Raw genomic sequence first — 24,175 nt, 5'->3', positions numbered from 1 at the left:
AATTCCAGCACAAAACCAAAAAGGCAATTTACTTCCAAGAAATAAATTGCCTTTTGGATGGAATCTGACCTATCCATGCAAGCGGATTATGTTGATTTTGCGGCCATTTTCTGCCTTAATTAATTCTTTTCCATGTCTCGGTGCGTCCAAGCAGGCTCACACCAACATAACCCCTGATATCAAGCTTATCTCCTTTTAAGGTCATCTTGCAGCTATACGTTTTGCCCGACTTCGGATCATAGATCTTGCCATCAACATAGGTATTGCCATCCTTATCAAAATTGGTCAGGATTTCGAGGCCCTGCACATTTCTGCCCTGCAATGCTTTATCTGGGTTTTTTATATCTTTCTTGGGCTGACCGGCTTCATTATTTGGAAATTTCAGCCAATAAAGTTTTCCAAAAAACTTATCGCCTTTCTTGTAAATTTCAACACGACCTTCGCCGCTTGGGTTTTCCCACTTTCCGATGATGGGATCGGTCTGCGCAAATAATGCCACTGTAGTCAGCAGCATTATGAATGACATCATAATTTTCTTCATGGGTCTATTATTTTATGAACTTAATTCTTTCAATTTCCCCGCTATTGGCGATCCGATCGCTTGTTTAAACGACTTAAATACGTCTTTCAATTCTTTTCCACCATCGGCAATCGTCATACATAACACGCATAATCGTTGATGACCATACGGCTAGAGCATGCATAGCTTCTGAATAAATATACAAAATATTTACTATGCTTGCATATATTTTTTATTCCAGTATTGCTATTTATCAATCAGCCCCAGTTATTAATACAAGTTAACGATCCATCCATCCATCCATCCATCCATCCATCTAACCCCAAAGATTAAAAACGATAATTTAAACAAAGTTTGGCATTGGGTTTGTACGACAATTATTATATTATTACTTTATTTACTCGTTATAAATTAGCACATATTATGAAATTTATTATTAGTCTTTTAGTTACTGGCCTGGTAGTCGCAATTGCTTGCTGGGTTGTCCCTGGTGCGGAAGTTGCTGGTTTCGGCTGGGCGATCGTTACAGGACTTGTCATTGGATTTGTCAACGCCACTGTGGGATCGATTTTAAGGTTATTTACTTTCCCATTGAATTGGATTACCTTGGGTCTAGTTTCCTTTATTATTACCGTATTAATGGTCTTGTTGACCGATTCACTTCTCGGCTCCAAATTTGATGTACATGGATTTTGGACCGCAGCGCTGTTTGCCATTGTCGTTGCCATATTGGAAATGATTATTGGCAGTATGTCAAAAGATTAAGAGTACATTCATTACATAGCATAAGGGGCTATCCAAAAAATTGGATAGCCCTTTTTCACATTCCTCCATTGAAATAACCTATCAGTTGAAATATATTTTTTACCGGTCCGATTCCTCTAAAATAGTCGTCTTTATGGATGAGTTTATCCCCATTCCCTCGCTTTTTACGGCAGAATTCGGTAAATTTAATTCTCATAAAGAACCGCTGATATATGTGCGAACACAACCACGAGCATAGCCATGCCACACCGGAGCATGGTCTTACAACAAAGGAACAGCCTTGGTGGATTACCCAGCGTAAGCTGGTCATGGCTCTCGTCATCTTACTTACTTTACTCCTATTGAAATATGCGTTTAAGATCAGCCTTCCCTTTGGCATCAGCTTGACCTTAAATAGCGTTGCCTACCTTCTCGCGGGAATCCCCGTTATTCAAATGGCATTTCGCAAGGCAAGCCGTGGTGATATTTTTAATGAATTTTTTTTAATGACCGTTGCAACCTTGGGTGCTTTCGCCATTGGAGAATTTGAAGAGGGTGTCGCGGTAATGGTATTCTACCAAATCGGAGAGTGGTTTCAGGATACTGCCGTCGATAACGCCAAGAAATCAATTAAATCGCTATTGGATATCCGTCCCGATAAAGTAACGGTGCTGCGCAACGGGCAACAGCAGCAGGTAAATCCAAAAACCGTCACAATCGGTGAAATTATCCTTGTAAAAGCAGGAGAAAAAGTGGCGCTGGATGGTAAATTGAAAACGGAGAAAGCCGCATTTAATACCGCAGCATTGACTGGAGAGAGTAAACCCGATACAAAATATAAGGACGAAGCTGTTTTTGCAGGCATGATTAATCTGGAAACGGTTGTTGAGATCGAGGTAACCAATACATTTGAGGATAGCAAATTGAGCAAAATTCTCGAAATGGTCCAGGATGCTACCGCACGGAAGTCCAAAACACAATTGTTTATTGCCAGATTTGCCAAAATATATGTTCCTATTATTTTCGGCCTCGCGCTTTTGGTTCTTATTTTACCCCTGTTTTTTGTTCAGGACTATAGTTTTAAAGAATGGTTCTACCGGAGTTTGGTCTTCTTGGTGATCAGCTGTCCCTGTGCCCTGGTTGTTTCGATTCCCTTGGGGTATTTTGGTGGTATAGGTTTAGCCTCCCGAAATGGCATACTATTTAAGGGCGGGAACTTCCTCGATGCCATCACCGCTGTCGATACCATTGTCATGGATAAAACGGGGACACTTACAGCGGGTGTATTTGAAGTAACGGAAGTTTTTGCTGTCCATCGAGATCCAACGGAATTACTGAGTTACGCTAAGGCTGTCGAGGCACATTCAACACATCCCATCGCAAAGGCGATCGCAAGTTATCATCCCGGCAGGCCCGCATTGCAAGCTGAGAAAACCCAGGAAATAGCAGGCCACGGACTCCTCGCCACTGTTAATGGAAAACGTACACTCGCAGGCAACAGCAAGTTACTGGACAAATTCAATATAAGCTATCCTGCAGAGCTAAGGCAAGTGGCCTACTCCATTGTATTGCTTGCCATCGAAGATCAATATGCGGGTTATATCACTGTGGCGGATCGGATTAAGCCCGATGCCAAGGAAGTGATCCAAACCATGCGTGCTCAAGGTTTATATACCGTCATGCTATCTGGGGATAAAACAGCGGTAGTAAATGAAGTTGCCAAAGAACTTGGGCTAGACAAAGCTTATGGGGACCTCCTTCCGGAAGATAAGGTAAATCATGTACAACAACTGATCGATCAAGGTCGCCGTGTTGCCTTTGCAGGTGACGGCGTAAATGACGCACCTGTAGTAGCTTTGGCGCAGGTCGGCATTGCCATGGGTGGACTCGGAGCCGATGCAACCATCGAAACGGCTGATGTGGTGATCCAGAACGATGAACCCCACAAGATCCTGTCTGCCATCAAAATCGGTAAAATTACCCGAAGCATTGTCTGGCAGAACGTCATTCTCGCGATGGGGATCAAAATCATTGTCTTGGTTCTTGGTGCCGGTGGTGTTGCAACGCTCTGGGAAGCCGTTATCGCCGATGTTGGGGTAGCACTTTTGGCTATTTTAAATGCCATTCGAATTCAGCAGAAAAAAGTCTAACTAAAAGCGGGGCTGTCCAAAAGTTGAACAGCCCCGTTTCTTCTATTTCATCCCGGATCTAATTTAGATCACAGAGAGCAATTTTAATCCCGCCAAGCTTTGTACGCATTGATCAATCCATTTGTCGAAGAATCATGACTTGTAACCGGATTGGCGTCGCTTAATTCCGGGAGGATTTGATTGGCCAATTGTTTACCGAGCTCGACACCCCATTGATCAAAACTATAAATATTCCAGATCACACCCTGGACAAAAATCTTATGCTCATACAATGCGATAAGTCGTCCTAAAGTGCGTGGCGTCATTTTTTTGAACAGGATGGAATTCGTTGGGCGATTACCTTCAAAAACTTTATAGGCTTTCAGTGCTTCAATTTCCGGGTCCGACTTTCCGGCTTTCTTAAATTCAGCAACCACTTCGGCTTCCGTTTTGCCATTCATCAAAGCCTCAGTCTGCGCAAAAAAGTTAGACAACAGTAATTGGTGGTGGTTTCCGATCGGATTAAGACTATTGGCAGGTGCAATGAAATCACAAGGAATCAACTTGGTGCCCTGGTGAATCAACTGATAGAAGGCGTGCTGCCCGTTCGTACCAGGTTCACCCCAGATAATCGGTCCAGTCTGATAATCCACCTGTTGACCATTGCGATCAATATACTTACCGTTACTTTCCATATCCCCTTGTTGGAAATAAGCGGCAAAACGGTGTAGGTATTGATCGTAAGGAAGAATTGCGTGACTTTCCGCTTGGAAAAAATTATTGTACCATACACCAAGCAAAGCCAATATCACGGGAATATTGGATTCAAAGGAGGTTTCCTTAAAATGAACATCCGCTTCATAGGCACCTTTCAACAGTTCCTCGAAATTATCGAAGCCTATTGCCAAACTGATTGAAAGACCTATTGCAGACCACAGGGAATAACGTCCGCCCACCCAGTCCCAAAACTCAAACATATTCTGGGTATCTATTCCAAAGGCACGTACTGCTTCTGTATTGGTGCTCAATGCAGCAAAATGCTTAGCGACATCTTCCTGCAGGGCACCACTGGCCAGAAACCAATCTTTAGCGGTATGAGCATTGGCCATCGTTTCCTGTGTTGTGAAAGTTTTTGAGGCAATCAAAAACAACGTTGTTTCAGGATCCACAGCTTTCAATGTTTCAGCAATGTGTGTACCGTCTACATTGGAAACAAAATGGACATTTAACCGCGTCTTATAAGCTTTTAATGCTTCTGTTACCATCACAGGGCCGAGATCTGAACCTCCAATACCGATATTAACTACATCGGTAATTTCTTTTCCTGTATATCCTTTCCACTGGCCAGATAGAATCTCTTCGGTGAAAGTTCTCATGTGTGCCAACACTCGTTTAACATCAGGCATGACGTCCTTTCCATCCACATATACGGGTTGGCCGGATTGGTTTCTCAAAGCGGTGTGTAACACCGGTCTGTTTTCGGTCACGTTGATCCGCTCGCCCGAGAACATAGCCGCTATCGCTTCTTCAAGACCACATTCTTTAGCCAGCTGTACCAAGAGCGCTTTTGTCTCTGCAGTAATCCGATTTTTGGAGTAATCCAAAAGTATATCTTCAAAAGCGATCGAGAACTTCTCAAAACGTGCGGGATCTGCGGCGAAAAGTGTGCGTAAATCATTTTTTTCGCTATTGTTAGATAGCCCTGATAAAGAACCAAAATGCTGTGCTAGATTCGTATAGGCCGCAGTCTTTGTAAAATTAATTTTTGGGAACATACTGTTTTTACTGAAATTAGTTGTTTTAAACATCAATAAGAGCCTTCTGTATTTCATTGTTACACATCGTGTAGATCCTTAAATGAAGGTTTATTCTGTTGACAATACCAAAACTAAAAAAAAAAGGTCAAATTATCTCTATTTGACCATCTATTAGGACGCGAAGTTATTAAGCTAGAAGCGCGAATTTATTAATTAAAATTTCTACTTTAGCGGATATGACAAAAGAACAAATTCAAGACTTGAGGGATCGTGTTACTTCCCTGAGGAGGCATCTTTGACATCGATGCACGCAAAGAAGAAATAGAAAGAGATCAAGCTATTACGCTTGAAGCAAGCTTTTGGGATGATTCCAAAGCTGCAGAAAAAATACTCTTGGCCATAAAAAACCAAAAGGTATGGACAGACCACTTCGACGAAGTTGCAGCGGCGGTTGAAGACGCCTATGTCATGTATGAATTCTTCCAATCTGGCGACGCGAGTGAAAAAGAAGTGGACGATCAATATAGAGTAGCTTTAGAGAAAGTCGAGGAGCTCGAGTTCAAAAACATGCTTAGTGCCGAAGAGGATCAGCTGGATGCAATCTTACAGATTACAGCTGGTGCCGGAGGAACTGAAAGCTGTGACTGGGCTGCCATGCTGATGCGGATGTATATTATGTGGGGCGAGAAAAATGGGTATAGGGTGACCGAACAAGATTCGCAGGAAGGTGATGTTGCAGGTATCAAGAGTGTAACGTTACAGATATCCGGAGATTTTGCTTATGGCTATCTGAAGGGCGAAAATGGTGTACACAGGCTCGTTCGGATTTCTCCATTTGATTCCAATGCAAAACGCCATACCTCGTTTGCTTCTGTTTATGTCTATCCTTTGATTGATGATAATATTGAGATTGATGTTAAGGATTCAGAAATCGAATGGGATACTTTCCGCTCGGGTGGTGCAGGAGGTCAGAATGTCAATAAAGTGGAAACAGCTGTTCGATTACACCACAAACCTACTGGCATTATTATTAAAAATCAGGAATCCAGATCGCAATTACAAAACAAAGAAAATGCGATGCGCTTATTGAAATCACAGTTATATGAGATTGAAATGCGTAAACGCCAGGAAGCTACCGCTGCTATTGAAGGAAACAAAAAGAAAATCGAATGGGGATCCCAAATTCGAAATTATGTCCTCCATCCTTACAAGTTAATTAAAGATTTACGGACCAATTACGAAACCTCCAATACACAAGCTGTCCTGGACGGTGATCTAAATGATTTTCTAAAAAATTATCTAATGGAATTTGGTGGATAAAGACTATTCCGAAACTTGATGATATTGAAGACGTCCCCCTTTGGAGGCGTCTTTTTTTTGTACTATCCTTTGCCCCCTTTCCTACACAGTTTGTCACAAAAACTGTCAATTTCTTTTAACAATCTGCATGCAAATGTTAAAAAACCTTAAAAGTCTATTGAATCGATCGTCGTTATATTTTGGCATAATTCTGTTACAATAAAATCACAAAACACTACAAATCAACAGATTAATTACATATTATTTGTATCAAGAACGTTACAATTAGAAGGGATTGCTTATTTTTGGCACGAAATAAAGGCATGTCTTTTGCGTTTATGGAATCGTAATATTTTCATTACAAAAGATACCGACAGCGGTATCTCTTTAAACACTGAACGAAAGAATGTATATCTAAAATAGAACGGTTATGAATTACATGAAAGACAACTCGATCGTATCCAAGCAGATGGCCAAACAATGGAAGCCTGCGGTATATGATGTAAATGCAGGAGAAAAGCGATCTGATCACACAGTGAGCAAAAACGAGGAAAGCAACTTTGGACCAAAAGAATATGGTATTTTTGGAGCCACTTTTTTTATACTATTTGCGTCAGTTTTTGGCGTATACATGCTTCAACCAGATTTTGACGCATTACGTTTCCAACGTTTAGACAGCATCGGCGGAACATTTTTAATTGCGTTGGGAATATTTCTTGCTGTTGTTGCTATCAGCTTTTTGATTTTTTTGATTGTACTGCATCGTAAATATAAACCCATTGCTTCAGTATCGGACGATGAGCTACCGACTTGTACGATTATCGTTCCAGCTTATAACGAAGGACAATTAGTTTATGATACCTTACATAGTTTGGCTAGCAGCGATTATCCGGAGAAGAAATTGCAGATTATTGCAATCGACGACGGTAGTAAAGATAATACCTTTGCTTGGATACAACGTGCCAAAATGGAATTGGGCGATCGTGTTGAAATTTATCAGCAGCCCAAGAATATGGGTAAGAGACATGCCTTGTACCGTGGATTTAAGTTAGGTACGGGAGAGATTTTCATCACGGTTGATAGTGACTCTATTGTTAAAAAGGATACCATACGTAATATGGCCAGTCCATTTGTAACAAACAAGGAATGTGGGGCAGTTGCGGGTAATGTGCGTGTATTGAATACTAAAAAAGCGATTATACCGCGTATGTTGAATGTGAGCTTCGTATTCAGTTTTGAGTTTGTGCGTTCTGCACAAAGTATGTTGGGTACTGTCATGTGTACACCAGGAGCATTATCTGGCTATCGTAAAGAGGCTGTCATGAACTGTTTGGAAGATTGGATTAACCAGACTTTTATGGGACAACCGTCTGATATCGGTGAAGATCGCGCGATGACCAATATGATCCTGAAACAGGGGTATCATGTTCTATTTCAATCCAACGCATACGTTTATACCGACACACCTGTACGTTACAAAAATCTGTACAAGATGTTTATCCGTTGGGAACGAAGCAACGTGCGTGAAAACATTGCGATGAGTCAATTTGCATTTAAGAATTTCCGTCAGGGACCTAAATGGGGAGCACGTATCTTATTGCTTATGCAATGGAAAAAAGTGTTATTGTCTTATCCGATGATGTTACTGATGTTATGGACCGTATTTCATTATCCACTGATGTTCTTAAGCTCAACATTGGTCGGTATCTTAATATTTTCCAGCGTCCAGGCCTATTTCTTTGCTTCCAAAAACTCGGATGCCAAAGAAGCTTTCTGGGCATATAGTTACAGTATATTCTACGCCTTCAGTTTATTCTGGATTACACCCTATGCCATAGCAACAGCTGGACGCAGAGGTTGGTTGACAAGAGGTTAAATTTAAAGCAAAGAACGTATATTTACAGCTATATATGAGAGATTTTCAGGTAAAAAAAATTGCCATCATTGGTCAAGGATATGTCGGATTGCCGTTAGCAATAGCATTTTCCGATTATTTCCCCGTGATTGGATTTGATATTAATGAAACACGTATTGATGAACTTAGGCGCGGTGTTGACCGTACACTGGAAGCTGATAAAAAAGAACTGGAACGTGCAAGAGAGCTATTTATCACATCAAACCAAAGTAAGGGATATGATGCGAGTAATTCTACCGCAGACATTGCTGATGCAAACGTATACATAGTCACTGTACCAACTCCGATAGATCGCTATAATTCACCAGACTTGTCACCATTGTTGGAGGCATCTAAAATGATTGGCGGATTATTAAATCCGGGCGATTTGGTTATTTATGAATCTACCGTCTATCCTGGTTGTACTGAAGAAGAGTGTATACCTGTTTTGGAAAGTTGCTCGGGATTAAAATTTAACCAAGATTTTTTTGTTGGTTATTCACCAGAACGTATTAATCCAGGCGATAAAGTAAATTCACTTCAAAAGGTCATGAAAGTGACTTCTGGAAGTACACCTGAGGCAGGATTGGTGGTAGATGGACTTTATAAGAATATTATTGAAGCCGGGACACATTTGGCGCCCTCAATCAAAGTTGCCGAAGCTGCCAAGGTGATCGAAAATGCGCAGCGCGATGTAAATATCTCCTTTATGAATGAGCTCGCGCTAATCTTCGACCGTGTAGGAATAGATACACAGGATGTGTTAGATGCTGCGGGCACAAAATATAATTTTCTACGTTTTAAACCAGGACTAGTGGGCGGTCATTGTATTTCTGTAGACCCCTACTACCTCGCTCAAAAAGCAACTCAACTAGGTTATCACCCACATGTTATTTTATCTGGAAGAGAAGTAAATGATCAGATCGCCTCCTTCATCGCATCAAAAGTGGTGAAATTGATGATTCAGAAAAACATCAAATTTGAAGGGGCAAAAGCGTTAGTATTGGGCATCACCTTCAAAGAAAACTGTCCTGATATGAGAAATAGTAAAGTTATAGATATGATTCAGGATCTTCAAGAATTTGGTCTAAAAGTCGACATTTATGATCCATGGGTCAATAGAGATGAAGTGAAATCACATTTTAATTTAAAACTATTATCGGATCTTCCCGAATCTGCAGATTATGACAGTGTTATTCTGGCTGTGGGACACCGAGAGTTCTTACATTTAGATCTCAATAATTTAAAAAAGAACCCATCCGTTGTTTTTGATATTAAGGGCATACTCGACAGAAAATTTGTAGATGCTCGTCTATAAGGAATTTATTTTGATTACATTGGTTACTTTATAAGATCTTGATCTACTTAAATTTGTAATAAGTAGATCAAGATTTTGTTAGTATTGACAACTATATCCCATCGGCAATGTTGAATCGGTAGTCAAGTCAGCTGCGGTTGTTCATCTTTTATAAACGACAAAACCTATTTGTCTGTCTCTACAACTTACAACCAACTTACGCTACCGGTCTCAACGTCATAGTTTGCGCCAACAATCTTAATTTTACCCTCTTCTTCAAGTTTACGAAGCGTTGAACTTTGTCTGCGAATGTCACGGATTGCATGTTTAATGTTCTGTTGATTTAGTTTTTCAAGCAACACACTATTTTTAGAAGAACGTTCTTCCCCCTTATCGATCACCTCATTAATGATTGGGTCGAAATGATTTATCAAATGATTTAGGTTATCCATTCCCATACCCTCAATCTGCGCCGCATCCAATCCTCCTTTTAATGCTCCACATTTGGTATGCCCTAGAACGACAACAAGTTTAGAACCTGCCACATTGCAACCAAACTCCATCGAACCTAAAATATCTTGATTGACAAAATTTCCGGCAATCCGGATACTGAAGATATCGCCCAATCCCTGATCAAATATAAGTTCAGCTGAAGTACGGCTATCGATGCAGCTTAACACCACGGCAAATGGCCATTGTCCCTCACGCGTAGCGTTCACCTGTTCAAGTAGATCTCGGTTAGCTTTCAGGTTATTAACAAAGCGCTGGTTTCCCTCCTTCAGGAAATTTAATGCTTTTTCAGGTGTAATCGTCGATTGTGTTTCGTACGTATGTGCCTTCATAAAATTTTATTATTTGGAATATTAAAGGTAAAATTAATACGTTACATTTTAATTACCAATAGGAGAAAATACCTGTAATTTCTTATACAGCCCCAGTAACTTCGTTCTTTGTGTAATAATCCATCCAAGCTTTAATTCTTCCAACAAACATTTTAAGATAGTTTTCTGTCAAAAATATGTTGGACCAATCAAATCTTTGTGCCTGTACGCCCAGATAAAAAATAAAAATAGAAGCGCCAGCTTTTGGTATTAAGCTGAGCTCTTTTTCAGATAAAAATCTATTGCTCTGGTATCCCCGCAAGAAGCTTTGCATTTTTAATTCATACTGCGTTTTATCTGATTCTATGAAAAACAGTTGTTTGCAGAAATATCCAACATCTAAAATTTGCCATCCATTTCCACAAAAGTCAAAGTCAAAAATCGTAATCTCCTTTTCAGCCGTAACGGCCATATTATCATACCATATATCCATATGAATAATTCCGGTTTTCGTATTATCGAAATCTGAATTTTGAAAATTTCCTCCAAATTCCCTAATGAATTCCATTTCTGGCAACTTGTCCGAAAAGAATTGTTTCAAATACCCATAGGGTGATTCTATAAGAGACTCCTTATGATAAGATACTCGGTTAATGTTCTTGTTTTCGGTATGGTTGTGCATATTCGCCATTAGAGAACCTATTCGAAAACAAGTTTCCTTGTCCATAAATCGAATTTTCTCCCCTTGAGCAAAGGAAAAAAGTACAACATATCGGATTCCTTCAGGAGCATTTATTTCTTGAATGTATGCTCCGTCTTTATCTTCAATTGGAAAAGAAACACTTAAATTTTTATTCTTCAATGATTTCAGAAGTTCAAGCTCTTCAATAATTTCGATTTTTGACCTCCAGTTATGACTATAAACGCGCAAAACATATTTCGTTTCGGTGTTGGAAAGAAAATACGTATGATTCATTCCTGTTCTGAATAAGGTACAATTGTATTTGTCGTCTAGGCCATATCTATCTTTCACAAAATCTCCTAATTGTCTGGCAGAAAGAGTAGAGGCTATAACCGGAAATGTTGTCATTTTTTTTTGGAAGTTCGTATTGGTTTTTTAGATACTAAAAGACAAAAAAAGCTTGCAATTCATATTGCAAGCTTTTTTTAAGTTTTAATCTTTCGATCTGTAGCCCGTAGGGGAATCGAACCCTACTTGCATCAGTCTATTTATCAGTTATTTACAAACCTTCCATTTCCCTACTCACCGAATAACTCACTGGTTTGACATACGTTTTAGCTGCAAGTGCCTATAGATAAAGATAACGCAAAAAACTAAGATATTCACTTTAAAAGATAAAAGTATAACCATTTGTTTCTTTCAGTAAGATATATTATTATTTAGCTCTGGAAGTTTTACTCCAATATAGATTTCTTATAGGATTTGCTACAATTAGAGAAACCATCAATATATAAAAATATCTAGGGAAATCCCATAAGAAGGTCCAAACATAATTATTTTGGTAATACTCAAAAAACGAACGTATTTTATTGTATAAAGATCCTGTAAAGTTCATGTAAGTAGGATCACTGTAAATTTGCTGTCTAAAAATCATATTATACACGCCATACAAGCAAAAAATCAATAAAAAACTCCATGAAACCTTATTTCTAAAGAGCAATAAGATTATAAGAAGAATAACTATAAGAAAATGGTCAAATTTAAACCTGTGATTTTCTAAAAGTAATGTTAATTGTAATATCGCTATAAAGAATAAAAAAATAGCAATACCATAGAGTACAGTTTTATTCTTCATCCTCGTCATCCATTTTCAAATTGTAATACCTAATTTTCGGAGCACTATCATATATCCTATGCACTTCCTTTTTTGTTTGAACCTTTGGTGTCTCTTTAAATCCATTCTTAGACCAAAGATACAAAGTCCCATCTTTGGACACACCTAAATAGATTGCTGCGTGGATAGGTTCCTCATACTTTCCATCAAAAAAATTGGAATTCTCCTCATTAAAACTCACAACTGTTTCACCAAAAATATAATCATCTTTCTTTTCAGTAACTTCACGATAATTTGAACTAATAATGCTTGCAAAATCAGCGTTCTCAGTAGCTCGGCTTGAAAGGAAACGGGGAGTATCACCAATGGAAGTGGCAATGGCTGATTCATAGCAATTATAATTAATTTGATTAAACTTATACCACGGTGTATATTCCGCATAACGGCTTTTATTCGCTACAATATCATTTAATGCTGAATTAATAGATGCAACACCTGATATCTTGTCCGACAACCTCAATAGACCATATTTGCTTGTATTTGAATATTCCCTGTTAGCAGTATTCTGGTCAACATTTAAAAATTTTGCCAATGTCTGAGCATTGTCACCCTGTTCTTTTTGAAGTACCAATTTATTATTATAGACCCTCGGTTTCCATAACGGCGCCATCCCATCAGGATCTATGAAACGAATCGGGTTATCAAAAGCATAGTTATATGGTGAGTGTCTTCGCATTTTCTCTGCCAGAGGATCCACAACATTCCACCTACCGATTTCAGGGTCATAGAATCTTGCACCATAATCCAGCTGATCTCCGATTTCGTCCTGTTTTTCCTTTCCATTGTAAAGATATCTATTGCTTGCGCTTGCCAAAATAGATTTCGTCTTCCCGAATGGATAATAATCCTGTTTCTGTACCGTCTCTACATTGGATCCATTACGTTTTAAAACCGCACGTACATTTCCAAGGTTATCCTCAAGAAAATAGTGGTAAACATATGATCCTCCACTATTGACAAGATAGCCGTTCTCTGTCGCCACCCTTTCGATAGTATGGCTTGCAGAACCAACCTTATTATACTCTATCCCTTCAATATAATTTCGCAATGTCGTAGTGTTGCCGGAACTGACTATTTTCCTTAATTTCCCTCCCGATCCGTCATACAGGTATCCAACTTTCATTGTGCCGAACCAAACGGAATCCGGACGGTTAAGATGGTTATAGTTCAAGTTCATACCCATGCGTGTTGTTTTGGCATTTCCGTTCACATCGTAGGTATAGCGTCCGGAGAGCCCCCCTTTCAGTGAATCAAGTCTATTTCCGATATAGGCATATACAATAGCATTTGCATTATCCCGCTTTAGGCTGGTGATATTCCCCATCAAATCATAATCTACCTGCTCGCGCATAGAGGCCGAATTTCCATCTTTTAGTCTGTTCAACCTATCATAGCTGTAAGTAAAAAACTTGGATCCTGACTCTCCCTGACGGGTCCAGTACTGCTCAGAAATATTACCATTATACTGTGCCGTTGCTCCCTGCTCAGGGTCGTCATACCTGAGCCCATAGCTAAAGTAAGGCGAGCTAGCGGATCTCAGCCAGCCTCTGGCATTATAGCCATATTCCGTGACGTTATGAAAATTTGCACCCGAGCCATCTCCTCCGACAGATTTTTTCTTTAACTGCCCGATCTCATTATATTCATTGCTGACCAAAGTTACTGCATTCTGACTGTTTACACTATGCCCCACTGTTAATATCCGTCCTACATGGTCATATTTATAACTGTTTTTAAGTGTCAGAGCCAGAGCTCCGTCTTTATAATGTTTTCTGGTTGTGGAAACTACTTCATCAACAAAATTATAGCTGTTGGTGGTAATATCTACTCCGCCAAGTTGGTGCTCCTTTACGATCTTACTTATTCTCGCCTTATTATCGTAGTATGTCGCCACGATCAGAAATTTACTGGTTCCCAATATATTCGTCGCAGTCACTGTGGGTAGCCCTCTTGTATGCTGACTTTCGCTGGCGGTCCCATTTGGTAGGGTAAAATATGTACTGTAAGGATTCAGCGAGGAATTACCGAGTACTGCATAGTCATCATAATAACTGACCGTAAAAATGGTAGTTCCGCTGGTTGGCATCGTTATATTTGTATATCCCTTTGTAGCCGTCAGGGTCGCATCAAACGATTCATATAGCTGTGTGCTTCCTGTGGGTTTTAAAGTATTATCGACTGTCTGCTGTAAAGCTGCTCGGGTTGTCCCCACGGCAATTGCCGCTTCTCCTGTAATGATGATCCTTCCAAGTGCATCATATTTAACAAATCCCCATTTACCGCGATCTCTTTGCGCCTGATCACTGGAAAAGACAACCCGTCCGGCGACATTGTATACGGAATATTCCCACCCTTTGCCCGGAACCTTTTTTTCAATAAGCCTTAATTTACCATCATAACGATAGGCATAAATAAAATTTAAAAAGCTGGCATCCGACTCCGTAAAAGTTGAAATATTGTCCAGTGAAGGTGGTATAACATATATAAGTTGACCAAGATCATCATAGACATACTGCGTTGTCGCAAAAGCAGGTGCCTGATCTGTACCGCCATTCTGTACTTTTCTACAGATTAGCAGCCCATCCCTATCTTTATACTCAAGAACTTGGTTCTGCTGGTCATCTTTCGATACAATCTTATATAGCTGTCCGGCATTATATGAACCGGTGCTCGTTGCTCCCGTACTTAATGTACCATTATAATTTATATTCCATAACCTTACTTCCCCAGCTATATTGATCTGGTAGGCAGTCGTCATTGTATGCCCATTGCCTATGGCCCAGCTTGCACCAGGGGAAGACTGCTCTAAGGGACGGTCGAGGGATGAGCTTTCAAAAACAGTCTCCGAAAATGGATTTGAAATCATTGCCACCGCGCCTGTTTCCTGCTGATAGAATCTATATTGTGCACTATTATTATAATTGGCCAGATCAAGGGCACCTGTTCTATAAGATCCAGCACTACCAGCTGACGCATAAGCCAGATATTTTTTTGTCTCCCTTCCGAGCGCGTCATAACTGACTGGGGTGACAATATCTTTATTGTCTGATGACGCCTTTACGTTTACAGTCTGCAAGAGCCTCCCCAGACCATCAAAATACTGAACATCAGCACGCATGCTATCCGAAGGAAGTACCAAAAGGTCCGAATCTGTCTTTGTCCCCTTTTTCATGATCACCCGCGTAAAGATATAATTTGGATAAGGGGTCGGGATCACCTGGGCATTCATTTCCCCGGATAAAAAGGCCATGACTAAAAATGACGCTATATATTTTAAATTAAGCTGCATAAAAGAATATTTACACTGTTTCCAAAATATGTGTTATTTACTGCCGGCAGAAATTCCACGCCGATGGTTAATTGCCTCCATCCTTTTATCCGAACGCTTTCTCATTGCTTCCAGTAGAGAATCATAACGCTGTAACTGACTTGGATCAAGCAATGCTTTCATTCTAATCCTAAAGTCCCGTTGTACAGACTTGATCTTTTCCGAACGTTTCTTTCCCAGATCATCTCCATTGCCTTTAAAATTGAAATAGATACTGTCGACCAGTCTGCTGCGTTCCCTGTCCAGTTTAAAGAAAACATCGGATTGTTCTTCCGTTAATGTAAGCCCGTTTTTTATTGACTCTTCCATCCGGCTAAGAAGTAAGTGTTCATTCCTTGGCTGGGCATTTTGCTGCGCAAATGTGAAAAACCCAACATGTACGAGAATAATAGATAATATTAAGATCTTCATAATAAATTTTAATAAAAGGTAATCCGATAATTGGTCCCCGGCTGTAAAAAATAATTATCGGCACATTGCTCGACCAGACATATCTGTACCCAGGTACCCCCAGGATAATTCGGACCCGGCACTTCGCCCGGACCACATTCAGGACAGAATGTTGGAGGCTCATAGATCCATTCGCAGTCACTCTCATAGGAGCCATATATTTTTGCCTGGTATGCAAGAACGACAGAAGTTCCACTGGCAACCGCTGTGCGATAATAACCTGCCGGAACCGGGCCGGGTGGAACAGGCTCCGGTACCTCCCCACCATCAATTAAACCTCCGCTGCCGTATGTGTCCCCACCATACATTCCATCAACTGGCTCTGCAATAGGTTCACCCACTGGCAGACCGGGAATATTCGCACACCCAAAGTTTATATTATAATTGACGGTCATATTTTCAACACGTATAGGTCTGGTGCATGCCTCATCGGAAAAGAATTTCACAATAACATCCGCATAGTTATTTCCAGCACCGGGATTCCAGTTTTCATAGACCAGTTTCGCATAAACTATCGCCCCAGGTTCTGCCTGAGGAATGTAGTTAATATCAGCAAAACCATAGTCGTATCGTTTAACTATATCTCGGTTGGCATCATATACAGTTTTTAGCCTCTGAGCATTGTCATATGCGTAAAAAACATTAATTTCCTGTGGGCTGCCTATCTTGGAGAGAAGCCCCAGACTGTTGCTATTGTAGAAATAGATATCCGTCTTGTTGAAATAACTCCTGATACTATTTTCAAGATCATTTATTTTTGACTCTGTCAAAAAGTACCGTTCAGCGAGATCAATGTTGGCGCCAAACTGGGACTTGATCGTAGCATAATCAGCATTCTTTACTACTGCAATTGGACGGTCCTTGTAAAATCCCCACACATAACTGATCCTGTCAGCCTGTTTGAATAGTATTTCAGTCGGTTTTCCATATTTATTATAAGACTCTATCCGTGCAAGTTCATCGATATTACCCGCTTTTGTCAGCGTTGTTCCGGACTTATATAATTTCTGATAGGATGCAGAGAGAAATTTATTCCACTGAAATTCTTTAGAGATCTGTGCGGGATTGTTAAGTCCGGCATATGATTTATACTCATATATTTCCGCGGAAATTGGACTCCCATTTTTGTAGTTGATCTTTTCAATGGGTACCAGTATATTTTTTTGGGCCAATGTATTTATAGCCTGCCCAAAAGTATCGGAATAACCACTTGAAGCCATATCAATGGAATATCTATATTCAGTTTTCAGAATATTGCCCTTACTGTCATTTCGCGTGATCTCTTTTGGTTTTCTATGCTCATAGTAACTGTATTCTGTTGTATTTACCGCTGTAGTAGAACTGCTTCCGTTATAGACATACTCAGTAACTTTTTCCTTGGAGGGAAGGACGGAATACGTGTAATTCACATAATATTTTGCAGTGGACTCATACCATTCCCCCGCACACAATTTATTTCGTTCTACATAAATTGCCTTAGATATATTCTGGGCAGGATTAAGATTTATGAAAGTTGTCTCCACTTTCTTTACCAACCTTTTGGAATTATCATAGATTTCGGTCTTGTACTCTTTCCCCCGTTCTGCTTCTTTAGATGTATAGGGATTATACGGGCTTAAATCTGCAATAACTGACAGTCCTGATTCATCTTTGTGTCCATTGTCAAAATTCGTAAAATAATGCTTAATATAGCTTCCATCGGAATTCTCCTCGACAACTTCACTATACCCGATATGGCTTCCCTGACTGCTGCTAGCTGCGGGAATTACAGAATTATTGGAAAATATTGTTTTTGTCACATATACATCTCCTTGGGCCGCCTTGGTTTTGAAGTCCTGAAAATTGTACTGTATCTCATGGGAAAGCACGCCACTGGATCTCTGCTGACCAGTTGTATTGTAATTGGTCACATAATGATAAGTTTTAACGATCGGGGAGCCTATTTCCGGGTAGAAGCTCAGCTTTTTTATTCTCAATCCTCCCACAGATTTATTCCAGAGGTTCAAAGAGTCTGTACGATTTTTCGGAACGGAGAAATATGCGTCGTTCAATTCATAATCCAGTTCCGCCCTTCCACCAGTGGGATAGGTGATTGACTTTAGCATATTCATTTTCGTATGCATCAGAGAAGGATTGCGGGCGTTATAATATTTTGCAGGATTATTTTTAAGATCATTGGTTTCCACCGAGTAGATCGCGTTCGAATTATAGAAGCCCCAGTGGTCTGTCCGTCCATTGAAAAAATAACAGTTACCGTCCAACGCATTATAATCCATGGCATAGGAACTGATTTTTGAGCTATTTCCATCGCTGAAAACCACTCCGGTCAGATTGTACCTATTACTGCTTGCTGTGGAAGTCGTATAGTTCAGGTCGATATGCTGTATTTTCGAGATGTCGCTCAGGGCATCTGATGGAAGCACTGTGAGCGTGCCGTCCGCATTAACCCCGCTATTTACATTATTGAAAATGTCGATTTTCGACAGCCTCAGATCCTCAAGAAAACTCGAATAGAAATACGAAAAATCAGCGGACCGGAAATTATAGGGAATTGTTCCCGCAGAGCCATATGAGGATGATAAGTTATTATAATATTGTATCAGATAGGGAAGAGCTAATGTATTATAATAATAAGGGAAATTGGCGCTATCATTTTCCTCGTTCAGACGTACAGAAGGATAACTTAGACTCTGAAAATAAAAGTTATGCATATTCGTAAACGGGTTTACGGCTTGCAATATCCCCTGATTTACCCATGTGGCCGCAATCTTTGTCGGATTATTTTCATACTGGAACGTAATTCTCTTGCTGGAGCTTATGATTTCCGAAAGATAGATCGGTGCATTTAATCTTCCTGTAAATGTAGATTGCAGTGACTGGCTGTTTCCTCCACATGAAATTGCTCCTAGAAAATTAAAGATAGAGGTATTGGTATTGCTATATTTAGTCTGTATATTCCAATATTTGTATTCTGAAAGCTGCGCCGTGAAAGCGCCCCTAGTATATTTGAAGTCGATTATCTCGCCATTGGGGTGAATTACCTGTTTCAGATGCCAGGCATCTGCCTGCCAGAAGTCCCTATCCTGATTAACAAAATCAATACTGTATTCAATATAGTTACTGCTGCCCCCAAATACATATTTCGTACCGTCCTCATCGATTATCGTAAAACCTCCAAAGGTTTTATAACTGCCATATTGTGCCCTCCAGTTGTTACCGAAAGCTCCACTGAAAGAATACCCATCTTTATCCTTGCTCGTTACCGGTAGTTTAAAGGGAACTTCAAGAAACGTGCTATTGAGTTCAACTTTGAAATTTTTATCCGCCGCAACTACCCAGTTCCCATCTATATCCAGATAAAAGCTTCCTCCGCCCGTGGGAAGACTAAAGGAAAACTCATCCGGTTCCGTATCACGGTAGCCAAGCAGTGTATTGGTCAGCGGATTGGAAGAAGATAGTGGAAAAGCAAGGTCATTCAGGAAACTGATCTGTCCCCAGCGCGTTCCCATCATCGTCTTCAGCGTATCCCTATTGAAATAGAATCCCGAATAATTATACCTTTCTGCTTCATACTTGGAAATCCCGAGATTTGGAATGCCATCATATCCATAATAGTTCATATCATCAGCCCTGTCCTTTACTTTCCGCTGGATTACGCCACTGGACTGTAGGCTCCAGTTAGGAGCAATAATCCCCGGTTTTAAGTCCGATCTAAAGCCGCTAGCATGATAACTGAGCTTAACGGGAACATTTAATTCTCCCTCATGCAGATTATAAATAGGTATTTCAACATTGGGAAGTCCGGTAAACAGTGAAACAGGCATTTCTTTAAAAAGTCCCAAACTCGAAACGATGGACTTTGTATCGATGCATTGAAATCACGGATCATCTGCCCTGAACTCGGAGTTGAACCTCCAATAAAAAGCATAATGCCCAGCAAATAACGGATAGCATAGGTTAATTTTCTCATAAATCCGGCTAATAAAACTGATATACTCAACGGAGCAAGCTAGAATAGCTTTGAAGCAAAACTAGGCTATCAGATTGTCAATTTAATTAATAAATGGTTTTGTTACACTAATATAATGAAACATAATGAAATGTGAAACAGAAATTTCACCCTATTCAAAAATAATTAACATTAGCCATAAGATCCTGATCCAGGATTTTCAATCTCAAAAACTAAAAGAACTTCACTGGTATATTATCAAGATAGAAAATATTGTTGGCCGATATGTATATTCAATCAAAACAAAATCTGCTTATTCTTAGTCAAAAAAATGGGAGCGTATTTATGCAACTATTACCGGATTATACATAATGACAAGTATGTATTCTTTTTATTTGGCCGACGCATATTGTGTAGATGAATAAATCCTCATATTATTAAATGAAGCCCTTAAATATCCAAATTTTTATTACTTTTAGATATCTCATTAAGATAAATTATGAAAAGATTTTTAGCTATATTTCTACTATTTTCCTGCTGCTTTGCCGCCTGTTCCGAATTTATAGAATATCCTTTGGAGAAAGAAAGTGTCGAACTATTGGCGCCGATGGACAGCCTTTCCACACAGGACAGTGTCGTGAGCTTTTATTGGAAAAATCACCAGGACGCAGACAAATATCGGCTTCAAATTGCACGTCCAAACTTTGATTCTATTCAAAAAGTAATAGTAGACACGGTAACCACATTGGATCACCTTAATCTGACAGTAAGTCCAGGAAAATATACCTGGCGCGTGCGACCGGAAAATTCGGGCAGTGTAGGTCTTTTCAAACAACGCCAGATCACCATTTTGCCGAGCTTGAAATAAAGATGAAAAACAAAGCGATGACATATATATTGCTCTCCTTGGTCGTTGGACTTTGGGGCTATATTATATATAGGATTTTTGCGGCCGTTTCTGATGATGATCAGGGCCCTCGGCAGGCACAAAAGAATTTTGTTCAAAATGTGAGCGACCTCAGTTTTTACAATCAAAAGAAAACAACCGCTTTGCTATTAAACTATCCCGATCCCATGTTAAAAAATGTCGTTGCCGATACCGTCCCTTCAGCACCAGTAACGTCCGCCGTAAACAACTATGTCGCGCCACCTGTTCAGTCTTATCAGCCCGAACCGCAAATCAATGTGCACTATATCGGGTTTATCGAAAATCTAAACGACAAGAAACCTACGGCCATCGTCGCGATCATGGACAAACAATATATGATGAATGTCGGTGATGAACAGAATGGGGTTAAATTGACAGCTATTAACCAAGGGCAGATTACCATCAAAGCCCACGGTAAAAACAAGACTATATTTAAAAATGACAACTAAAAAAATTCTGTATACGATCTTTTTCTTCATGATTTCTATCATCTGTCAGGCTCAGGTTAAAGAACTCGCCATCTTTCGGAGATTCACCATTTCGTCCAATGATGGAAGCAAGACAATATGCTATGCCGACAACATCAAGATCAGCCCTAATAGTGACAAAACCTACGTCTGGTACGAAAGCAATCAGCTGCACCAAACTATGGGTGGCTATTCGGGGAAACTTCTCAATGGACAGTTCACACACTATTTTCCCAACAAGAATCTTTCCGACCAGGGATTATATGTGAAAGGACTCAAACAGGGGGTATGGCGCCACTGGTATCCAAATGGGAACCTCAAAAGCGAATCCCAATGGATGGCAAACATCGAAGAAGGAACTTTTGTACGTTACGATGAGCAGGGCAATTGGATCCAACGCGGATATCTAAAAGAGGGTAAATTGCACGGTAGCATAGAGAACAAAACAAGCGATGTCATTAGTTACCAATATTTTGACCTGGGAAAGGAAATTTCCAAAGAAGCTTTCCAAAATAACAATATCTTCCGCAAGACTGGAAAGCTGATCGGTGACCAGATCAATCAATGGTTTAAAAAGAAAGAGAATCAGCCCGAACCTGTAACACCCTAATTCATAAAACTATGCTCAAGGCGGCAGCATTATATCTGGTGTTGGTCATTTCCCTTATCGTGTCGGTACTTTTGGGGAGTTTGATCTATCTTGCTTTCTTTTTTCGGGATCAAGATGCCCGTTTTAACCGTAAAGAACAGCTGAGACAGCAGATTGATGCCGGATATAGTCTGGTTACCTCCACCAATTTCCCCTACGCCCTGGATACCGCACTGACCAATATCACCCAGCAGGGAGATTCGGTCTATCTATCGAGATACGAATGGGGACTTTATGATATTGCCGTCGTCCGCGCACATATGCAACGCGATTCCCTGATGAAGACTGCTTTATTAGGTCCAGCGCCCACAGACTCAACAGTACTCTATATCACGGATGAAGATCGGCCAGTTTCTGTAAGTGGTGAAACGGTTATTAAAGGAACAGCATTCATCCCCAAATCTGGGGTTAGGCCATCTTATGTTGATGGGGAATATTTTAAAGGCAATGAGAAGATCGTTGAAGGAAAGAGTAAAGACAGCGACCGGCAGATGCAGGCACTGAACACCAAGCGCCTGACAGCGCTGCAAGCCTTGCTCAAACAAGACAGTCTGCGGGGCGAGATGATGCCTATAGGTACCACAAATAAAAACCCTTTCCATCAGCGCACACTACGTTACCATCTACGTGCAGGCCAGGGACAGATCAGCGATAGTCTGATGGGTAATATTCAATTGCTATCGGACACCACAATTGTCATCCCCGCTGCAGCCTTTTTACAGGATATTTTGGTGATCGCGCCATGCATACGGATCGAAAAAGGATTTAAAGGCGCTGCGCAGTTCTTTGCCACCGACTCATTGATACTGGAAGATAATGTTTCCCTCCAGTATCCATCGACCGCAGCAGTAATCGGCGCAGAAGGCAAAGGAATAAGCTTAAGCATAGGAAACAACTGCAATATCGCAGGAACTGTTCTCTTATATGAACCCAAACGCTCCGATATGCCATCGGCTGCAAGCCTCGGAAAAGACTGCAAGATTCAGGGGGATCTCATTGTCTATGGTCTTTTAGACTACAGCAAAGGATTAGAAGTAGTAGGCCGCACAGCCTGTTACCGGTTTCTCTACAAAAGCCCTTCATCCATGTACGAGAATTTTTTGGTCAATATTAAATTTGACCGCAGCAAGCTATCCCCACATTTCCTAACCTCTTATTTATTGATTTCCGATCAAAAAAAACAGATCAATAAACCTTTAAAGTGGTATAATTATGGGAGTTAACATTCTTCGGCTCAAAGCCTCCTCCCTGGTGGAAACTCTGGTATCCATGGTGATTATCCTGATCGTCTTCGGCATAGGCATGCTTATTTTTGTCAACCTGACCAAAGCCTCTAGAAGTGAAACACGAAAGAGCACAACGGAGCAGATGATGCTTTGGAGCCGCCAGCTAGAAGCCAATGGGTTTGATGGGAACACCGAGGGGAAAGCTTGCAGGATAGTATAAAATTGAGCTACCAGCTCAAGGAAACCGAAGGGTATCCCGACCGTTCGCGGCTAGCTGTTTATGTGATCTCCGAAGAAGGCAAAGTGACAGATAGCCTAGTACGCTATATTGAGAATAAAGCAGGGGAAAGGGATCAGCAATGAGCAAACAAAAATTAAAGGCTTTTACACTCATGGAACTCACCATTGCCATGCTGATTTCAGCCATCAGTATCGGTATGGCTTTCTATATGTTTCAATATTTTCAACAGCTCTTCCTACGGCAGCAAAAGCAAAGACAGGAGCGTTTCTCCTACAGCCTCTTCAAACATCTGCTGGAACAGGACATCAATAGATCGCTCTGGTTAAAAACAAGCGAAAATGGTCTGATCTGCGAAAATGAGTTCGGAAATATCAGTTATGAGTTTGCCCCTAAATTCATTGTGAGAAATCAAAATACCGTACAAAAAGATACTTTTTTGATCCAAACTGTCAACCTGGATATGACGCCAAGGATACAGCATCTTCCATCGGAAGAACTGACAGACCATATTAACCTGAATATCCGGTTTGAAAATAAAGAACACGGGTTTGATTACCATAAGATCTATTCAGCTCAACAACTTTTACAGCTTGAATCGGGGATCACTAATTAATGTATTT

General features: G+C 40.4%; 19 protein-coding genes. 12 read left to right on the top strand and 7 right to left on the bottom strand.

Annotation, left to right across the window (positions count from 1 at the left end; all coding sequences use genetic code 11):
* Positions 1-115: 115 nt before the first annotated feature.
* Positions 116-541, bottom strand: a complete 426-nt coding sequence (locus DTA23_RS15800; RefSeq protein ID WP_070565860.1) for a DUF2147 domain-containing protein — start codon at positions 539-541, stop codon at positions 116-118.
* Between the two features lie 402 nt (positions 542-943).
* On the opposite strand from DTA23_RS15800, the gene DTA23_RS15795 reads away from it, so the two are divergent.
* Both DTA23_RS15795 and DTA23_RS15790 read left to right on the top strand, forming a co-directional pair.
* Entirely contained in the window at positions 944-1,285 is a 342-nt protein-coding gene (locus DTA23_RS15795; protein WP_112375452.1) for a phage holin family protein, read from the top strand.
* Positions 1,286-1,497: 212 nt separating this feature from the next.
* A complete protein-coding gene (locus DTA23_RS15790; RefSeq protein ID WP_112375268.1) occupies positions 1,498-3,414 on the top strand; it encodes a heavy metal translocating P-type ATPase in 1,917 nt (638 codons plus the stop codon).
* An 83-nt stretch (positions 3,415-3,497) separates the two neighbouring features.
* Here DTA23_RS15790 and pgi read toward each other — a convergent pair whose 3' ends face one another.
* Positions 3,498-5,168 (bottom strand): glucose-6-phosphate isomerase, encoded by a 1,671-nt coding sequence (gene pgi, locus DTA23_RS15785; RefSeq protein WP_070565858.1) that lies wholly within the window; start codon positions 5,166-5,168, stop codon positions 3,498-3,500.
* A gap of 218 nt (positions 5,169-5,386) precedes the next feature.
* Between pgi and prfB the strand changes: the two genes are divergently transcribed.
* From prfB to DTA23_RS15770, 3 genes are all read left to right on the top strand, one after another.
* Positions 5,387-6,470 (top strand): peptide chain release factor 2 gene (gene prfB / locus DTA23_RS15780; RefSeq protein WP_112375267.1). Its coding sequence is split into 2 segments (ribosomal slippage): positions 5,387-5,446 and positions 5,448-6,470, totalling 1,083 coding nucleotides; the frame shifts between segments, so codons are not numbered across the junction.
* A 409-nt stretch (positions 6,471-6,879) separates the two neighbouring features.
* Positions 6,880-8,325, top strand: a complete 1,446-nt coding sequence (locus DTA23_RS15775) for a glycosyltransferase family 2 protein (protein ID WP_201303443.1) — start codon at positions 6,880-6,882, stop codon at positions 8,323-8,325.
* Positions 8,326-8,359: 34 nt separating this feature from the next.
* The gene (locus DTA23_RS15770) at positions 8,360-9,661 is read left to right on the top strand and encodes a nucleotide sugar dehydrogenase (RefSeq protein ID WP_112375265.1); all 1,302 of its coding nucleotides are present in this window, start codon (positions 8,360-8,362) and stop codon (positions 9,659-9,661) included.
* A gap of 185 nt (positions 9,662-9,846) precedes the next feature.
* Here DTA23_RS15770 and DTA23_RS15765 read toward each other — a convergent pair whose 3' ends face one another.
* The 5 genes from DTA23_RS15765 to DTA23_RS15740 all read right to left on the bottom strand — a co-directional run bounded on the left by DTA23_RS15765 (position 9,847) and on the right by DTA23_RS15740 (position 19,919).
* On the bottom strand, positions 9,847-10,482 hold the full coding sequence (locus DTA23_RS15765; RefSeq protein WP_088159797.1) for a carbonic anhydrase: 636 nt from the start codon (positions 10,480-10,482) through the stop codon (positions 9,847-9,849).
* An 82-nt stretch (positions 10,483-10,564) separates the two neighbouring features.
* Positions 10,565-11,437 (bottom strand): phosphotransferase, encoded by an 873-nt coding sequence (locus DTA23_RS15760; RefSeq protein WP_239468906.1) that lies wholly within the window; start codon positions 11,435-11,437, stop codon positions 10,565-10,567.
* Positions 11,438-12,267: 830 nt separating this feature from the next.
* The gene (locus tag DTA23_RS15750) at positions 12,268-15,606 is read right to left on the bottom strand and encodes a DUF6443 domain-containing protein (RefSeq protein ID WP_112375262.1); all 3,339 of its coding nucleotides are present in this window, start codon (positions 15,604-15,606) and stop codon (positions 12,268-12,270) included.
* Between the two features lie 33 nt (positions 15,607-15,639).
* Complete coding sequence (locus tag DTA23_RS15745) at positions 15,640-16,056, bottom strand: hypothetical protein (protein ID WP_112375261.1); 417 nt, start codon at positions 16,054-16,056, stop codon at positions 15,640-15,642.
* Positions 16,057-16,064: 8 nt separating this feature from the next.
* On the bottom strand, positions 16,065-19,919 hold the full coding sequence (locus tag DTA23_RS15740; RefSeq protein WP_112375260.1) for a hypothetical protein: 3,855 nt from the start codon (positions 19,917-19,919) through the stop codon (positions 16,065-16,067).
* A gap of 624 nt (positions 19,920-20,543) precedes the next feature.
* On the opposite strand from DTA23_RS15740, the gene DTA23_RS15735 reads away from it, so the two are divergent.
* The 7 genes from DTA23_RS15735 to DTA23_RS15710 are packed head-to-tail and all read left to right on the top strand — an operon-like array spanning position 20,544 to position 24,168.
* Positions 20,544-20,912, top strand: a complete 369-nt coding sequence (locus tag DTA23_RS15735) for a hypothetical protein (RefSeq protein WP_046674316.1) — start codon at positions 20,544-20,546, stop codon at positions 20,910-20,912.
* Positions 20,913-20,914: 2 nt separating this feature from the next.
* Entirely contained in the window at positions 20,915-21,421 is a 507-nt protein-coding gene (locus DTA23_RS15730) for a hypothetical protein (protein WP_112375259.1), read from the top strand.
* On the top strand, positions 21,411-22,049 hold the full coding sequence (locus DTA23_RS15725) for a toxin-antitoxin system YwqK family antitoxin (RefSeq protein WP_112375258.1): 639 nt from the start codon (positions 21,411-21,413) through the stop codon (positions 22,047-22,049). The genes DTA23_RS15730 and DTA23_RS15725 overlap by 11 nt, the downstream gene beginning before the upstream one ends.
* An 11-nt stretch (positions 22,050-22,060) precedes the next feature.
* Complete coding sequence (locus DTA23_RS15720) at positions 22,061-23,311, top strand: hypothetical protein (RefSeq protein WP_112375257.1); 1,251 nt, start codon at positions 22,061-22,063, stop codon at positions 23,309-23,311.
* On the top strand, positions 23,301-23,534 hold the full coding sequence (locus tag DTA23_RS15715; protein ID WP_112375256.1) for a hypothetical protein: 234 nt from the start codon (positions 23,301-23,303) through the stop codon (positions 23,532-23,534). Before DTA23_RS15720 ends, DTA23_RS15715 begins: the two co-directional genes overlap by 11 nt.
* A gap of 2 nt (positions 23,535-23,536) precedes the next feature.
* Positions 23,537-23,677 carry a hypothetical protein gene (locus DTA23_RS27160; protein WP_172462428.1) on the top strand — a complete coding sequence of 47 codons (141 nt, stop codon included), beginning with the start codon at positions 23,537-23,539 and terminating at the stop codon, positions 23,675-23,677.
* Positions 23,674-24,168, top strand: a complete 495-nt coding sequence (locus DTA23_RS15710) for a PulJ/GspJ family protein (RefSeq protein ID WP_112375255.1) — start codon at positions 23,674-23,676, stop codon at positions 24,166-24,168. The genes DTA23_RS27160 and DTA23_RS15710 overlap by 4 nt, the downstream gene beginning before the upstream one ends.
* The last annotated feature ends 7 nt before the right edge of the window (positions 24,169-24,175 follow it).

Origin of the sequence: Sphingobacterium multivorum (assembly GCF_900457465.1) — a bacterium.
GTDB classification, from domain to species: Bacteria; Bacteroidota; Bacteroidia; order Sphingobacteriales; family Sphingobacteriaceae; genus Sphingobacterium; species Sphingobacterium multivorum.
Note: the sequence above shows the minus strand (reverse complement) of the source record. Positions and strands in the feature narration are given on the sequence as shown.

What these genes read in the sequence shown, in the direction of transcription:
- DTA23_RS15800 (WP_070565860.1), bottom strand. Translation starts at nt 541, where the DNA reads ATGAAGAAAATTATGATGTCATTCATAATGCTGCTGACTACAGTGGCA.
- DTA23_RS15760 (WP_239468906.1), bottom strand. Translation starts at nt 11,437, where the DNA reads ATGAATCATACGTATTTTCTTTCCAACACCGAAACGAAATATGTTTTG.
- DTA23_RS15750 (WP_112375262.1), bottom strand. Translation starts at nt 15,606, where the DNA reads ATGCAGCTTAATTTAAAATATATAGCGTCATTTTTAGTCATGGCCTTT.
- DTA23_RS15730 (WP_112375259.1), top strand. Translation starts at nt 20,915, where the DNA reads ATGAAAAACAAAGCGATGACATATATATTGCTCTCCTTGGTCGTTGGA.
- DTA23_RS15735 (WP_046674316.1), top strand. Translation starts at nt 20,544, where the DNA reads ATGAAAAGATTTTTAGCTATATTTCTACTATTTTCCTGCTGCTTTGCC.
- DTA23_RS15765 (WP_088159797.1), bottom strand. Translation starts at nt 10,482, where the DNA reads ATGAAGGCACATACGTACGAAACACAATCGACGATTACACCTGAAAAA.
- DTA23_RS15775 (WP_201303443.1), top strand. Translation starts at nt 6,880, where the DNA reads ATGAATTACATGAAAGACAACTCGATCGTATCCAAGCAGATGGCCAAA.
- DTA23_RS15710 (WP_112375255.1), top strand. Translation starts at nt 23,674, where the DNA reads ATGAGCAAACAAAAATTAAAGGCTTTTACACTCATGGAACTCACCATT.
- DTA23_RS15790 (WP_112375268.1), top strand. Translation starts at nt 1,498, where the DNA reads ATGTGCGAACACAACCACGAGCATAGCCATGCCACACCGGAGCATGGT.
- DTA23_RS15715 (WP_112375256.1), top strand. Translation starts at nt 23,301, where the DNA reads ATGGGAGTTAACATTCTTCGGCTCAAAGCCTCCTCCCTGGTGGAAACT.
- DTA23_RS15725 (WP_112375258.1), top strand. Translation starts at nt 21,411, where the DNA reads ATGACAACTAAAAAAATTCTGTATACGATCTTTTTCTTCATGATTTCT.
- pgi (WP_070565858.1), bottom strand. Translation starts at nt 5,168, where the DNA reads ATGTTCCCAAAAATTAATTTTACAAAGACTGCGGCCTATACGAATCTA.
- DTA23_RS15740 (WP_112375260.1), bottom strand. Translation starts at nt 19,919, where the DNA reads ATGCCTGTTTCACTGTTTACCGGACTTCCCAATGTTGAAATACCTATT.
- DTA23_RS15770 (WP_112375265.1), top strand. Translation starts at nt 8,360, where the DNA reads ATGAGAGATTTTCAGGTAAAAAAAATTGCCATCATTGGTCAAGGATAT.
- DTA23_RS15745 (WP_112375261.1), bottom strand. Translation starts at nt 16,056, where the DNA reads ATGAAGATCTTAATATTATCTATTATTCTCGTACATGTTGGGTTTTTC.
- DTA23_RS15720 (WP_112375257.1), top strand. Translation starts at nt 22,061, where the DNA reads ATGCTCAAGGCGGCAGCATTATATCTGGTGTTGGTCATTTCCCTTATC.
- DTA23_RS15795 (WP_112375452.1), top strand. Translation starts at nt 944, where the DNA reads ATGAAATTTATTATTAGTCTTTTAGTTACTGGCCTGGTAGTCGCAATT.